Raw genomic sequence first — 13,174 nt, 5'->3', positions numbered from 1 at the left:
CCAAAACAAGTTTTATGCGTTGCTAAAAAAGAATCTCGCCGGATTTCCATTGTGGGTAAATATGATCGCAAACTATTAAACAGTGTTTTTAGTAGTCCGATTTATTATCGGAGAGATTTTGTTAGAAGTGTTTCTATTAGTGAAGCAGTTGGCGAAGTAGAGAGATGTAAGCGGTTGTTTGCGGAGCAGTTTTTTTCGATAAATGGTGCAGTGCGATTTGTCGTTAAATCTTTTAAGGACGGTAACTCTTTTAAGGAAAAGATGAGTCTTTTAATGCTGCCTATATGTGGCTATTTAATATTGACTTATAAGGAAAGGACAAAACTTTTAGATAGTTTCTCTTCTAAGAAAGGACGTTTTGTTTTTATATGTAAAGTTTTAGTTTTAGATTTATTGACTTGGTTTCTTCTTCAAATTATTATCTTAACTGTTGCATCTGTGGGTGCTGGTTTTGGGGGAGAGGATTATCTTCTGCGTGCGATAATCTATTCTGTTCTGTGTCCTGCTATTATACCGTTGAATTTAATTATTTTCCGTCTTTTATGTCTTTTTGTGGATTGTGTAATTGGTGGCATAAAAGGTTTTATATGTAGGGGTATGTGCTCTCAGGCTGGCCAATTCGGTCAAATAGTATCTGCTCTGGCTTCTGCTGGTTTATCTGCGGTTTTTTTGTCTTCAGATGTAAGTGGAAAAATTCTATTATGTTTAAAACATTTTAGAGACTTTTTAAATTATTCACCTGGTTTTTGTGATGCACCCTGCCGCTTGGATAAGCTGAAGGAACTTCTGTTGGATCAAAGTTTTCTTATTTTTTTTATAACAGAATTTATAACAAAAACCCCAGATTTTTTGTTGGTTTTTCTTGTGACTTTTGGGTTTTTTTATGTTTTATACATAAATCCTCTGAGGTCTCTTCTCCTAATTGAAAAACATAATGAATTTCGCAAATTTCTCGATGAGGTTAAAATTGAGGAGCCAATCCGCCCATGGGAAACGAATCATAACCACGAGAACTAAACAGAGAACCAAACCGCTGAGGTGGAGCCAAAAATTACCGAAAAGAATTTCAGAAAATCATCCGAAAAATAAAGGAATGGTGAAATCGGAGCACAACACAACACACTAAATAAACTCCACCTCACCCCTGTAAACGTACAGAATCTCATCACCTATGACGAGTTCACGTACACCACAAAAACACCCCACCTGCCTGCCCTTGTGATGTACGTGAACTCGTGCGCAAGTAGAGAAAACAAGCCAAGCGCACTAAACTCAACAGAGCACCCACGCACACAAAGCACACGGGCGCCACCACAAACACAGGGGGAGAGAACACCATGAGCGAAAACAACGAACAAGAATCACTATTCGACGCACATAACACACCCAACACCGAACTCTCACCCGCATACCCCAACCGTGCAGCATGGGGCACCGCCACCAAACTACGCGCATGGCAGGCGGAAGCCATGAACAAATACTTCAGCGAAAACCCGCGCGACTTCATGGCAGTAGCAACCCCCGGCGCAGGTAAAACCACCTTTGCGCTCACCGTTGCCAAAGAACTCTTCAACCGCGGAGTTATCAACCGGCTCACCGTCGTCGCCCCCACAGACCACCTCAAAAAACAATGGGCAGACGCCGCCGCAAAAGTACACATCGCCATCGACCCCAACTACAAAAACTCCGACGGCTCACACGGCGAAGAATACCAAGGTGTAGCACTGACCTACTCACAGGTAGCGCACAAACCCCTACTACACCGCGCCCGCACCGAAAACGGGCGCACCCTCGTCATCATGGACGAAATCCACCACGCCGGCGACGCCCTCTCATGGGGAGACGGGCTACGCGAAGCATTTGAACCCGCCACACGCAGACTCGCCCTCACTGGCACACCCTTCCGCTCTGACGACTCACCTATCCCATTTGTCCGCTACGAAGAAGACCAAGACGGCATACGGCGCTCCGCATCCGACTACTCCTACGGGTACGGCCCAGCCCTCAAAGACCACGTCGTGCGCCCCGTCATCTTCATGGCATACTCCGGCAAAATGCAATGGCGCACCTCCGCCGGCGAAGAAATGGCAGCACAACTCGGTGAAGGCTTCACCAAAGACGTCACCGCACAAGCCTGGCGCACCGCACTCGACCCACAAGGGCAATGGATACCCACCGTGCTCACCGCCGCCGACAAACGCCTCACCGAAGTACGCCGAACCGTACCCGACGCCGGCGGACTCGTCATCGCCACAGACCACCAAGACGCACGCGCCTACGCCGAAAAACTCCACGCCATCACCGGCGAAAAACCCACCGTCGTACTCTCCGACGACAAAACCGCATCCGAAAAAATTGACCAATTCTCCGCCGGAAACCAACGCTGGATGGTTGCCGTGCGCATGGTATCCGAAGGCGTCGACGTACCCCGACTCGCCGTCGGCGTTTACGCAACATCAACCAGCACCCCGCTCTTCTTCGCACAAGCCGTCGGACGTTTTGTGCGTGCACGCAAACGAGGAGAAACCGCGTCGGTGTTCCTCCCATCAGTACCGCAACTGATGATTCTCGCCAACGAAATGGAAACCGAACGAGACCACGCACTCGACAGAAAAACCGCAAACACACCCGCCGACCCGCTCAACGAAGGACTTGACGACCACCTCATTGACGAAGCCAACCGTGAAGACCGCGCCAGCGAACAACTCACCCGCGGAAAATTTGAGGCACTCGGCTCTGAAGCGTCTTTTCATGGGGTGCTCTACGACGGCGCAGAATACAGCACCGGCGGTGTAGCACTCGGCTCCGAAGAAGAACAAGACTTCCTCGGCATCCCCGGGCTACTAGACGCCGAACAGGTCAGCACGCTACTTCAAGCACGCCAAAAAGAACACGCTGCACGTAAACCACAAGGCAGCACACCCACCGTGGTTGATCACCGGCAGCTCAAGAACCTCAGAAATCAGTTAGCGAAGAATGTTTCTGCCTACGCTATTCGTTCTGGAAAAGCGCACGGGGTGATTCATAACGAGTTGCGTCGCGCATGTGGTGGGCCAGCGGTTGCGCAGGCAACTGCCGACCAGATTAGGGCACGCATCGATAAACTGGCTGACTGGTTTATTGGAAGAAAATAACAACACCCACTATGTGTGGGTATAAGTGTAGAGCGCCCATAAAACATTAAAGAAAATACGGTGAGTGTACTACACACCACCCTATGTGGGGTGCAGTACGCTCACCGTAAAAGCCTCTAACGGCAGAAAAAGCGGGGGAGTGCTAGTCTTCTACGACGGTAACGCCCGCGTCCTCTAACTGCTCAACAGCATCAGACAAACCCTGCTCACTCACAGGTGCTGTCAAACCGAGTAGAACACGAGTGTCATAGCCGGCATCAATAGCGTCAAGCGCCGTAGCCTTCACACAAAAATCGGTGGCAATACCCACCACATCAACCTCAGCAATCTCATGCTCTTGAAGCCAATCATCAAGAGAGACCTTTGGAGAATCATCCACCTGCTGAGCCTGAGCATCACGCTCACCGGTCATCACAGTATCCTCCGGTGCAAGAAGCCCCTCAAAACCAGAATAAGCAGCCTCAAACGCACCCTTGCGGAAATATCCGTCAATATAATCGGTATCAAGGTTAGGGTGAGTCTGCGCGCCCTCACTATCGGCAACACAATGCACTGGCCACGACACCTGATAATCAGGAGTATCACTAAAATGCTCACCAGGGGAGATATGCCAATCCAAGGTCGCCACAATCGTGCTGTACTTATGATGGTTGTTCTCCACATACTCACTAATGAGAGACGCAACCTCCGCACCAGACTCAGTAGCTAAAGAACCACCCTGACAAAAATCGTTCTGAACATCGACAATAATCAACGCTTTAGACATGGTATAAACCCGTTTCTTTTCTAGACATCTATGCTGTGTGTACATGTTGCCTCACCACACAACCAGCCGGCTACGAGGTGAGGCAACACCATATCAAAAAAGAGTAAAAACCCTATTTCTGGTCAATAAACTCGGTAGGAATCACCGGATCACCAGCAGAAAGACGATGCGCCGTATACGGAAGCTCCTGAATAGAACGCTGATGACGCTCCGCCGCACGACGCACACCCTCAGCACCCACAAAACCAGGCAGAAGCTGCCCGTCCTTGACGAACTCGACAAGTAGCTCACGAGAGCCCTCAACCTTCAACGGGGTCGGCCCAACACCAATCAGCTCCGCCGTAGCAACACCACGAGAATTCAACTGGCGTACAGCAGACTTACGCCCACCATGAGAACCCTTACCCCGAGAAGCCTTAGCAACAGGCTCCATCACACCATCACTATTCTCGCGGGCAACAACCTTATACACCATTGAGGAGGTAGGAGCACCAGAACCGGTCACCAGCTTAGTGCCCACACCATACGAATCAACAGGGGCAGCAGCTAAGGACGCAATAGCGTACTCATCTAAATCACTGGTGACCGTAATTTTCGTGTTTGTATTTCCTAAAGAGTCAAGAAGTTCGCGCACCCAACGCGCCTGAACCACCAAATCGCCAGAATCGAGACGAACACCGCCAAGCTCCTGACCGGCAAGATTAACCGCTAAACGAACAGCTTTCTCCACATCATAGGTATCCACCAAAAGAGTGGTCTTATTACCAAGAGAAGCTAATTGTGCGCGGAATGCTTCCTCTTCGCTATCGTGCAAAAGAGTGAAAGAATGAGCGCTCGTACCAATCGTGTGCAAACCGTAGCGTCTGCCTGCCTCAAGGTTAGACGTCCCTTCAAAACCGGCAATGACGGCGGCACGAGCAGCCGCCACCGCCGCCTGTTCGTGGGCGCGTCGGCTACCCATCTCAAGGCACGGGCGGTCGTTTGCAGTAACAGACATGCGAGATGCCGCCGAAGCCACCGCAGAATCATAATTCAAAATAGACAGTAGGTACGTCTCTAAAATGCAGGCCTCAGCAAAAGTGCCCTCCACCTGCAACACTGGAGAATGAGGGAAGAACACCTCACCCTCAGCATAACCATAGATGTTTCCGCTAAAACGAAAATTCTCTAAATAAGAGAGCGTCTCATCATTGACCACCTGCGCATCCGCTAAATAATCTAGCTCTGCGGTGGTAAAACGAAAATCTGCAAGGCCCTCTAAGAAACGTCCTGTACCGGCAAGAACACCGTAGCGTCTGCCTGCAGGAAGACGGCGAGTAAAGACCTCAAAAACACTATGACGGTGCGCCGTACCAGACTTAAGCGCTGCCTGAAGCATCGTCAATTCATAATGGTCAGTTAATAAAGCTGTTGAAGTAGACACGACACTAACTTTACTGCCTGAAAGAACGTTATATAACCTCCAGCACGAACTTTATGCTAAATACATAAGGTAAAATTGCATGTAAGTAGATTGCTGGACACAAAACAACACCACACTCCACACCACACTGGCCAAAGACAGCTCAACCGATAGGATAGACCAGTAGCTACCGACCACCCATCCACACGAGAGCTCACCCACCCCAGGACGTAAGGAGCAAACATGTCAATTGCCCCACAAGAAGCCCCACACCAAGAGGCCAGCACCCACCAACAACCAGACACCCCCTGGAACGTCATCGTCTGGAACGACCCCGTCAACCTGATGAGCTACGTAACATACGTCTTCAAAGTACACTTCGGCTACAGCACCAACAAAGCCAAAACCCTCATGCTACAAGTACACAACGACGGAAAAGCCATCGTCTACACCGGCACCAAAGAAACCGCCGAAAAACACACCCAAGCACTACACAGCTGGGGACTCTGGGCAACCTTCGAAAGGGCAGAAAACTAACATGGCACAAGGATTCAAAGCCACACCACGCGGATACACCGCACAATTCTCCGCCACCGAAGCAGAACTACTCGGCAAACTCTTCAACGACGTAGCCACCGCACTCACCCCCGACGAACAACCAGACAAAGACCCCCTCGCCGCCCTCATCGGCATCACCGAAAACACCGACATGCCCGAAGACCCAGCCGTCGCACGCATGCTCCCCGTCGCATCCGACGACCCAGAAGTAGCCGACGAATACCGACGCTACACCGAACTCTCACTACGCCAACACAAAATAGGCAACCTCAAACTTGCACACATGCAAGTACAACACCACAACATCACCCTCAACGACGAACACGCACAAGCATGGGCCTGCGCACTCAACGACGTACGCCTCACACTCGGCGAAAGACTCAACATCCACAGTGAAGAACAAGCCGAGAAAATCGGCGAATACACCAACAACAACACCGTCGAAACCGTCGAAGAATACATGTCCTTCGTCTACAACTTCATCACATGGCTCCAAGACACCCTCATGGAAGCAATGCTCAGCCAACTACCCGACGACAACTAACCCACCTCACACCACAGCGTGAGATTTATCCTCTTTCCCACAACATAACACTCAGGAACACCACAACAACACCCACACACAGTATTCTCGAAAACACCATGACCGACCAAAAACACACCACCATACAAACGAGTTGGGGAACGCACATACCAGCAACCCCCACCTCCAACGCACCCATCGGAGTCTTCGACTCCGGAGTCGGCGGACTCACCGTCGCACGCGCAGTAATGGACCAGCTCCCACACGAAAACATCATCTACGTCGGAGACACCGCAAACGGTCCATACGGGCCACTGACCATCGCACAAGTACGCGCCAACGCCCTACGCATCATGGACGAACTCGTAGACTCCGGCGTCAAAATGCTCGTCATCGCCTGCAACACCGCATCAGCAGCCGTACTACGCGACGCACGCGAACGCTACACCAAAAAATACGGAATACCCGTCGTAGAAGTCATCCAACCAGCAGCACGCCGAGCAGTCTCAGCAACACGCAACGGAAAAATAGGCGTTATCGCCACCGAAGCAACCGTCAACTCACGAGCCTACGAAGACACCTTCGCCGTGAGCACCTGCGACATCTACTCCGTACCCTGCCCACGATTCGTCGAATTCGTCGAAAACGGTATCACCTCCGGCGAAGAACTCCTCGCCACCGCACAAAAATACCTCGCACCCCTCAAAGAAGCAGGCGTCGACACCCTCGTGCTAGGATGCACACACTACCCGCTACTGACCGGCGTCATCTCATACATCATGGGGGAGGACGTCACCCTCGTCTCATCCTCAGAAGAATCAGCAAAAGACGTCTACCGTGCACTCGTACAACACGGCATGGAACGAGAAGCAGGGCTGAGCACCTCCCACGAATTCCTTGCCACCGGCGAAACAGAATCCTTCGAAAAACTTGCCCGACGCTTCCTCGGCCCAGAAGTCACCAGCGTTAGACACACAGAATCCATCGCACACCAATACCCCACCGGCTCACTAGCAGTGATGACACCAGAAACCCCGCGTATCAGCGTCTCACCTGCCATCAGCGAGCACAACAAATAAGGTTCATCATCTATGCGTTTGACCGTCATCGGCTGCTCCGGCTCATTCCCTAGCGCCACCTCACCAGCGTCCTGCTACATGATCTCAGCAACAGACCTCAACGGCAAAACCTGGCGAATACTCGTAGACATGGGCAACGGGGCATTAGGCGTCCTCCAACGTCACGTCAAACTCGAAGACATCGACGCAATCCTCATCTCCCACCTCCACCCAGACCACTGCATCGACCTCTCCGGCGTACACGTCGCCGTCAAATGGGACCCCCGCGGATGGAACAAACCACCCATCCCACTCTACGCACCCGAAGGCATCCACGAATACCTCCTCAACACGCACGGCCTGACCATGGAAACCAGCATGGACACCGAATTCACCTTCCACGAATGGCAAGCCGAACAACCCGTCAACATCGGCCCATTCACCGTCACACCCTATGATGTTGTCCACCCCGTCGTAGCACCCTACGCGCTACGTATCGAATGCGACTCAGACCAAGGGCACACCATCATCGCATACTCTGGAGACACAGACTCCTGCCCCGGACTCGTCAAAGCCGCACACCAAGCAGACCTCTTCCTCTGCGAAGCCGCCTACCAAGAAGGACGAGACGACCACCTACGCGGCATCCACCTCACCGGAAAACGCGCAGCAGAAGCCGCCAAAGAAGCCGGCGCACGCAACCTCCTCCTCACACACCTACCCGTATGGAACGACCCCGAAACCATACGCGCCGAAGCCGAAACCGTATACGACGGCGGAATCGGAATAGCAGAAGCCAGCGCAACCTACGTCGTACACCCCAGACCACAACACATACCAGCACACACCACCACCCTCAAAGTCATCGGAAAACGACTCTAAAAACCGCACACCAACCACCGACAAGAAAAGAGAACAACTCATGACAACACGCAAAGACGGACGCGCACACAACGAACTACGCCCCATCACCATCACCCGCGGATGGTCACAAAACGCAGAAGGCTCAGCCCTCATCGAATGCGGAAACACCCGCGTCCTCTGCACAGCATCCTTCACCGAAGGCGTACCACGCTGGCTCAAAGGACAAGGCAAAGGATGGGTCACCGCAGAATACGCAATGCTGCCACGCGCCACCAACAGCCGTTCCACCCGCGAATCCGTCAAAGGCAAAATTGGTGGACGCACCCACGAAATCTCACGACTGATCGGACGCTCCCTACGCGCCGTCATCGACACCCAAGCACTCGGCGAAAACACCATCGTCCTCGACTGCGACGTACTCCAAGCAGACGGCGGAACCCGCACCGCCGCCATCACCGGCGCATACATCGCCCTCGTACAAGCTATCGAATGGGCTAAAAAAGAACGCATTATCAACCGCAACGCACAACCCATCACCGGAAGCGTCTGCGCAACATCCGTCGGCATCATCGACGGAACACCCATGCTTGACCTACCCTACGAAGAAGACGTCCGCGCCGAAACCGACATGAATATTGTCGTCACCGGTGACGGAAAATTCATCGAAGTACAAGGAACAGCAGAAGGCGCGCCCTTCGACAGAGACGAACTTAACGCACTCCTTGACCTAGCATTAGAAGGAACAGCAGAACTCACCCGTATTCAGCGTGAAACACTAGGAGAATAAACATGCCAGCCCGCATCGTCCTCGCCTCACACAACACCGGAAAACTACGCGAACTACGAGAGATTCTGCGCGACAAAATTAGCGGACTCAACGTCGACGAAGACGTCGTCGACGCCTCAACCATAGGTGCTGTTGACGTCGTCGAAGACGGCGTAACCTTCGCAGAAAACTCCCTCAAAAAAGCGCGCGCCGTTGCAGCCGCAACAGGGCTTATCGCCATCGCAGACGACTCCGGACTAAGCGTTGACGTACTCGGCGGCGCCCCCGGCATCTTCTCGGCACGCTGGTGCGGACACCACGGCGACGACACCGCAAACCTCAACCTACTACTTGCACAACTATCCGATATTGACGACGAACACCGTGGAGCACAATTCTGCTGTGCCGCAAGTGTCGTCACACCCACCGGCGAAGAACACGTCGAACACGGGTACATGCGCGGAACGCTACTACGCGAACCACGCGGAGACGGAGGCTTCGGATACGACCCCATTCTCGTACCCGAAGACCTCGAAGCACCATACCTGGGGCAAAGCTGCGCAGAAATACCACGCGAGGTCAAAAACTCGATGAGTCACCGCGCTCGCGCATTTGAAGCGCTGATTCCTCACCTGATTGCACTGTTATCTGACGAACACGGTTCAGACGAACAATAGTTCTACAGATGTTAGCGGCGTAGGAGTAAACGATGACACCACATCACGGGTATCTAGAGCAGGCACAATACCTGCCAGTGGTTCAAGCTGTGATGGCTCAAGCCGGTCTGAATATCTCACAAGATCGGTGGGATATTCGCACCAGCGGCTCCGCCCATATTGTGATTAATATGGGTGGAGAGCTGAGTATTCGCGTGGCAAAAAGTGACCAAGTTGCCCGTCATGTGGCGCGTCGTACAGAAGTGCTTCGCCGTTTACCGCACCATTTTTCTTTTGAAGTTCCTCGCCCCATTACTCGAACCATCACCCGCCAAGGCTTTACCGCAGTAGGATTACGGTGGATTAAAGGTGAACCAAGAAACCCCGGGCCTGCACCAGCAAAATATTTGGCGCAACTCGTCCGCGAAATACACCGTGTTGATTATGAGGGGATGGAACCATACCTTGATTCTGCACACCAGCATTGGGGCGGAGAAGACGGGCTGAGTGCCCTCGAACAGGATGTGCTTCCGCGTCTTCTCAAAACGAACCGTTCAACAGCGCAGAACATTATTCAACAAGTACATGACCTTCCCGAGGTTGAACCCGTACTCATCCATAATGACCTTGCAGGGCATAACATCCTCTGGAACGGGGATAAACTTACTGGTGTCATTGACTGGGACCACGCAACTCTTGCCGACCCCGCCTACGATTACGCGTCCTTAGGGAACTGGTACGGGTGGGACTGCCTCAGCTCATTCTTAGGAGAAGATGAGATTCATCGGGCACAAATTATCTCTCGTCTGGTGGCGTTAGAAGCGGTAGCATACGCCATTCATAACGGTAAAGGTGGCGGTATTATTCGTTTAGCCGTCGAAAGAGCCGACCACTGGTTACAAACGCACCGTCAAAACCTCATACAATAGGACTAAACCTCACAAAACGTCAGAACCTACGTACATAGAGCCGTTCACTATGAAAATAGTGGCTTGCCGATGAGACAAACCCACAAACAAGCCACTATCAACTCAAAAATATGAGAACCGTAATCTAGCTCTTCTGCTGAACGGCAGAACCACCCAACTGGGCACACCAACGATTGAGCGCCTCATCTATCACATCAAGCACTTCAAGACGTGACGTAAATTCTGGCGAAAAAATACTTGAACCATAACCGGCGCCCAAAAGAGCGCCCGTAACCGTTGCAGAAGAATCAGACACCAACGGCACACGCACCGCATGAGCAATCGCGTCAAGAGCAGAAACTTCTTCACGATTCTCTGCAACCAAAGCAGACAACACTCCACGACCGAGCACCGCAGAAGAAACCTGCTCATGACGAAACGCCTCATCTAAAAGATGTGTTGGCACATCCTGCTCAGACAAGGCTTTTGCCTGACGTAACGCACAACGAATCTTCTCACCGTTAGAAGGAATCCCACGCTGAGGAAGAGAATCAATCCAATCCAAGACCGAAAGGACCGCCTGCCGAATAGGCTGCTCTACCACATCACGATAGGCAATGGCATAACGAATCAACAACGTATAGGCAATAGAAGAAACTATTGTTTCGGGGTGCCCGTGGGTAAGAGCCGTAGCCCGTGCACTCAACGAAATAACAGTGCTTTCTTGCTCAAGAGGAAGAAAACCAAAAACAGCAGAAGGCGCTAACGCTCCGGTGGTTTGCTCATCGGGGCAAACATGTTTATCAAGCGTTTGCATCTGACCAGTGTTTAATGAGCGAGAAATAGCGGGGTCAAGAGTGTGAGCTTTTTGTAAAGCTGGGTGGCTATCAATCTCGCGTGGCAAAGATATTGGCGCATCAGACTCGAGAACACGTCCGGTACCGCGATACCACCGCAAATACGCTAACCACAGGCACGCTAACTCATCCGCTGAAGAACCCTCATTATTCCATTCAAGAACTTCTGTAAGAGCATCTAAAGTGAACAGGGTCAGCTGAGTATCTTGAGAAATGGTAAAACAGGTGATGTGATGCGAGAACAATGAACGTAAAAGCTCATGACGTACAACAGCATCTTCTAAAATGTCATCTGCTGAAGAAGACTCGGGGGAGAGAACCTGCCTGCCAGCATAGTCTCCTAGAGCTGTACCCCATAAAACGCCTCGAAGAGAATCTCGATACGTAGGCGACTCGGGGCTAGGGGCAATAATACCTTCTGCAGAAATCATAACTGCCATTCTAAACTCTAGATAACTCAACAGTGAACTACTTTGAAGAAAAACTTCTGCAGTGTTAAGCACCAATAGGTAAACTAGGGGATATGCGTATTCTGCACACCTCTGACTGGCATCTTGGACGTTCATTCCACGGGTTCTCCCTAGAAGAACACACCCAAGAACTTCTGAAAGAACTGATAGATACTATCCGCACCGAATCTATCGACGTGCTTCTCATCAGCGGAGACGTCTACGATCAGGCTCAGCCACGTGTGAATACCGTCAAAATGCTGTCGCAAACCCTCGAAACTATTAACGCTTTAGGGTGCGCTATCGTCATTTCTAGCGGTAACCACGACTCCTCTATCCGTTTAGGGTTTGGAACAAAAATTCTTGAACGCTCCGAAGTCTACATGCGCACCAGTATCGACAACATTGACCAGCCGGTCATCATCGAACGTGACAACCAAAAAGTAGCTATCTACGCCATCCCATACCTCGAACCACGAAGCGCCGGCGCACGCTTTGAGGTGGAACCAACCCACGCGCACGTTCTCGAATACGCTAGTAAACAAGCCCAAAAAAATCTACAAAAACAACAAAACATCACGGCCTCTATCATGATGGCGCACTGTTTTGTGACCAGCGCAGAACCCTCAGAATCAGAACGCAACATCCACGTGGGCGGGTTAGGCACCGTAGGCGCTCAAACCTTTGAAGGGTTCAGCTACACCGCGTTAGGGCACCTACACCGCCCCCAAAAAATTACCGACACCATCCGCTATAGCGGATCATTATTGGCGTACTCCTACTCAGAGGAAAAACATCGTAAAGGGGCATGGATTCTCGATATTACTGACGACGGGGCACTAAACATCCAAGAACATCACTGGCGCACAACAGTTAACCTGAAAACCCTTCGAGGCACACTACACGAACTACTCAACAACCCCGAATACAGCGCCTACTATGAGCACTATTGCAGAATCTACATCACCGATACACCCCGCCCCACTGGTGCTCTTGAACAACTACGCCAAAAATATCAGAGTATCGCTGAGCTCCATTTTGAACCAGAACAACGCAGCGAAACAGAACCAAAAACATACCGCGAACGTATCAAAAAAAGTCACGACGTCGTTGCGACCTGCACCGAATTCTTCGAACACGTCCGACAAAATCCACTGACCGAAACAGAAAAAACATACGTCAACGGCATCGTCCAACAAGCACAACGCGAACTCGAAGCGAAAGAAGGCTAAC

At 51.5% G+C, this 13,174-nt stretch carries 13 protein-coding genes; 10 read left to right on the top strand and 3 right to left on the bottom strand.

Features of this window, described 5'->3' with window-relative positions:
* A partial coding sequence (locus ACN08Z_RS07425; RefSeq protein ID WP_419103897.1) for a hypothetical protein occupies positions 1 to 1,017 on the top strand: 1,017 nt, incomplete at its 5' end.
* A gap of 320 nt (positions 1,018 to 1,337) precedes the next feature.
* On the top strand, positions 1,338 to 3,134 hold the full coding sequence (locus ACN08Z_RS07420) for a DEAD/DEAH box helicase (RefSeq protein WP_419103896.1): 1,797 nt from the start codon (positions 1,338 to 1,340) through the stop codon (positions 3,132 to 3,134).
* 142 nt (positions 3,135 to 3,276) lie between these two features.
* Here ACN08Z_RS07420 and ACN08Z_RS07415 read toward each other — a convergent pair whose 3' ends face one another.
* Positions 3,277 to 3,900, bottom strand: a complete 624-nt coding sequence (locus tag ACN08Z_RS07415) for an isochorismatase family protein (RefSeq protein WP_419101458.1) — start codon at positions 3,898 to 3,900, stop codon at positions 3,277 to 3,279.
* 112 nt (positions 3,901 to 4,012) lie between these two features.
* The gene (locus tag ACN08Z_RS07410; RefSeq protein WP_419103903.1) at positions 4,013 to 5,278 is read right to left on the bottom strand and encodes a nicotinate phosphoribosyltransferase; all 1,266 of its coding nucleotides are present in this window, start codon (positions 5,276 to 5,278) and stop codon (positions 4,013 to 4,015) included.
* A 267-nt stretch (positions 5,279 to 5,545) separates the two neighbouring features.
* Here ACN08Z_RS07410 and clpS point away from each other — a divergent pair, with 267 nt between their 5' ends.
* From clpS to ACN08Z_RS07375, 7 genes are all read left to right on the top strand, one after another.
* The gene (gene clpS / locus ACN08Z_RS07405) at positions 5,546 to 5,839 is read left to right on the top strand and encodes an ATP-dependent Clp protease adapter ClpS (RefSeq protein WP_419101457.1); all 294 of its coding nucleotides are present in this window, start codon (positions 5,546 to 5,548) and stop codon (positions 5,837 to 5,839) included.
* 1 nt (position 5,840) lies between these two features.
* Positions 5,841 to 6,404 carry a DUF2017 domain-containing protein gene (locus ACN08Z_RS07400; RefSeq protein WP_419103895.1) on the top strand — a complete coding sequence of 188 codons (564 nt, stop codon included), beginning with the start codon at positions 5,841 to 5,843 and terminating at the stop codon, positions 6,402 to 6,404.
* 98 nt (positions 6,405 to 6,502) lie between these two features.
* The gene (gene murI / locus ACN08Z_RS07395; protein WP_419103902.1) at positions 6,503 to 7,462 is read left to right on the top strand and encodes a glutamate racemase; all 960 of its coding nucleotides are present in this window, start codon (positions 6,503 to 6,505) and stop codon (positions 7,460 to 7,462) included.
* A gap of 12 nt (positions 7,463 to 7,474) precedes the next feature.
* The gene (locus ACN08Z_RS07390) at positions 7,475 to 8,323 is read left to right on the top strand and encodes an MBL fold metallo-hydrolase (protein WP_419103894.1); all 849 of its coding nucleotides are present in this window, start codon (positions 7,475 to 7,477) and stop codon (positions 8,321 to 8,323) included.
* A gap of 40 nt (positions 8,324 to 8,363) precedes the next feature.
* Positions 8,364 to 9,092 carry a ribonuclease PH gene (gene rph / locus ACN08Z_RS07385; RefSeq protein ID WP_419101453.1) on the top strand — a complete coding sequence of 243 codons (729 nt, stop codon included), beginning with the start codon at positions 8,364 to 8,366 and terminating at the stop codon, positions 9,090 to 9,092.
* A 2-nt stretch (positions 9,093 to 9,094) separates the two neighbouring features.
* On the top strand, positions 9,095 to 9,748 hold the full coding sequence (gene rdgB, locus ACN08Z_RS07380; protein WP_419103893.1) for an RdgB/HAM1 family non-canonical purine NTP pyrophosphatase: 654 nt from the start codon (positions 9,095 to 9,097) through the stop codon (positions 9,746 to 9,748).
* Positions 9,749 to 9,780: 32 nt separating this feature from the next.
* A complete protein-coding gene (locus tag ACN08Z_RS07375; protein ID WP_419103892.1) occupies positions 9,781 to 10,656 on the top strand; it encodes a phosphotransferase in 876 nt (291 codons plus the stop codon).
* Between the two features lie 124 nt (positions 10,657 to 10,780).
* Here ACN08Z_RS07375 and ACN08Z_RS07370 read toward each other — a convergent pair whose 3' ends face one another.
* Positions 10,781 to 11,932 (bottom strand): ADP-ribosylglycohydrolase family protein, encoded by a 1,152-nt coding sequence (locus tag ACN08Z_RS07370; protein WP_419103891.1) that lies wholly within the window; start codon positions 11,930 to 11,932, stop codon positions 10,781 to 10,783.
* Positions 11,933 to 12,015: 83 nt separating this feature from the next.
* Between ACN08Z_RS07370 and ACN08Z_RS07365 the strand changes: the two genes are divergently transcribed.
* Positions 12,016 to 13,173: a metallophosphoesterase family protein gene (locus ACN08Z_RS07365; protein ID WP_419103890.1), complete on the top strand. Its 1,158-nt coding sequence runs from the start codon at positions 12,016 to 12,018 to the stop codon at positions 13,171 to 13,173.
* Position 13,174: the final 1 nt, after the last annotated feature.

The sequence above is a fragment of the Rothia sp. P7181 genome, assembly GCF_048513015.1.
Taxonomy (GTDB): Bacteria; Actinomycetota; Actinomycetes; order Actinomycetales; family Micrococcaceae; genus Rothia.
This window is presented reverse-complemented; position numbering and strand designations above follow the sequence as displayed.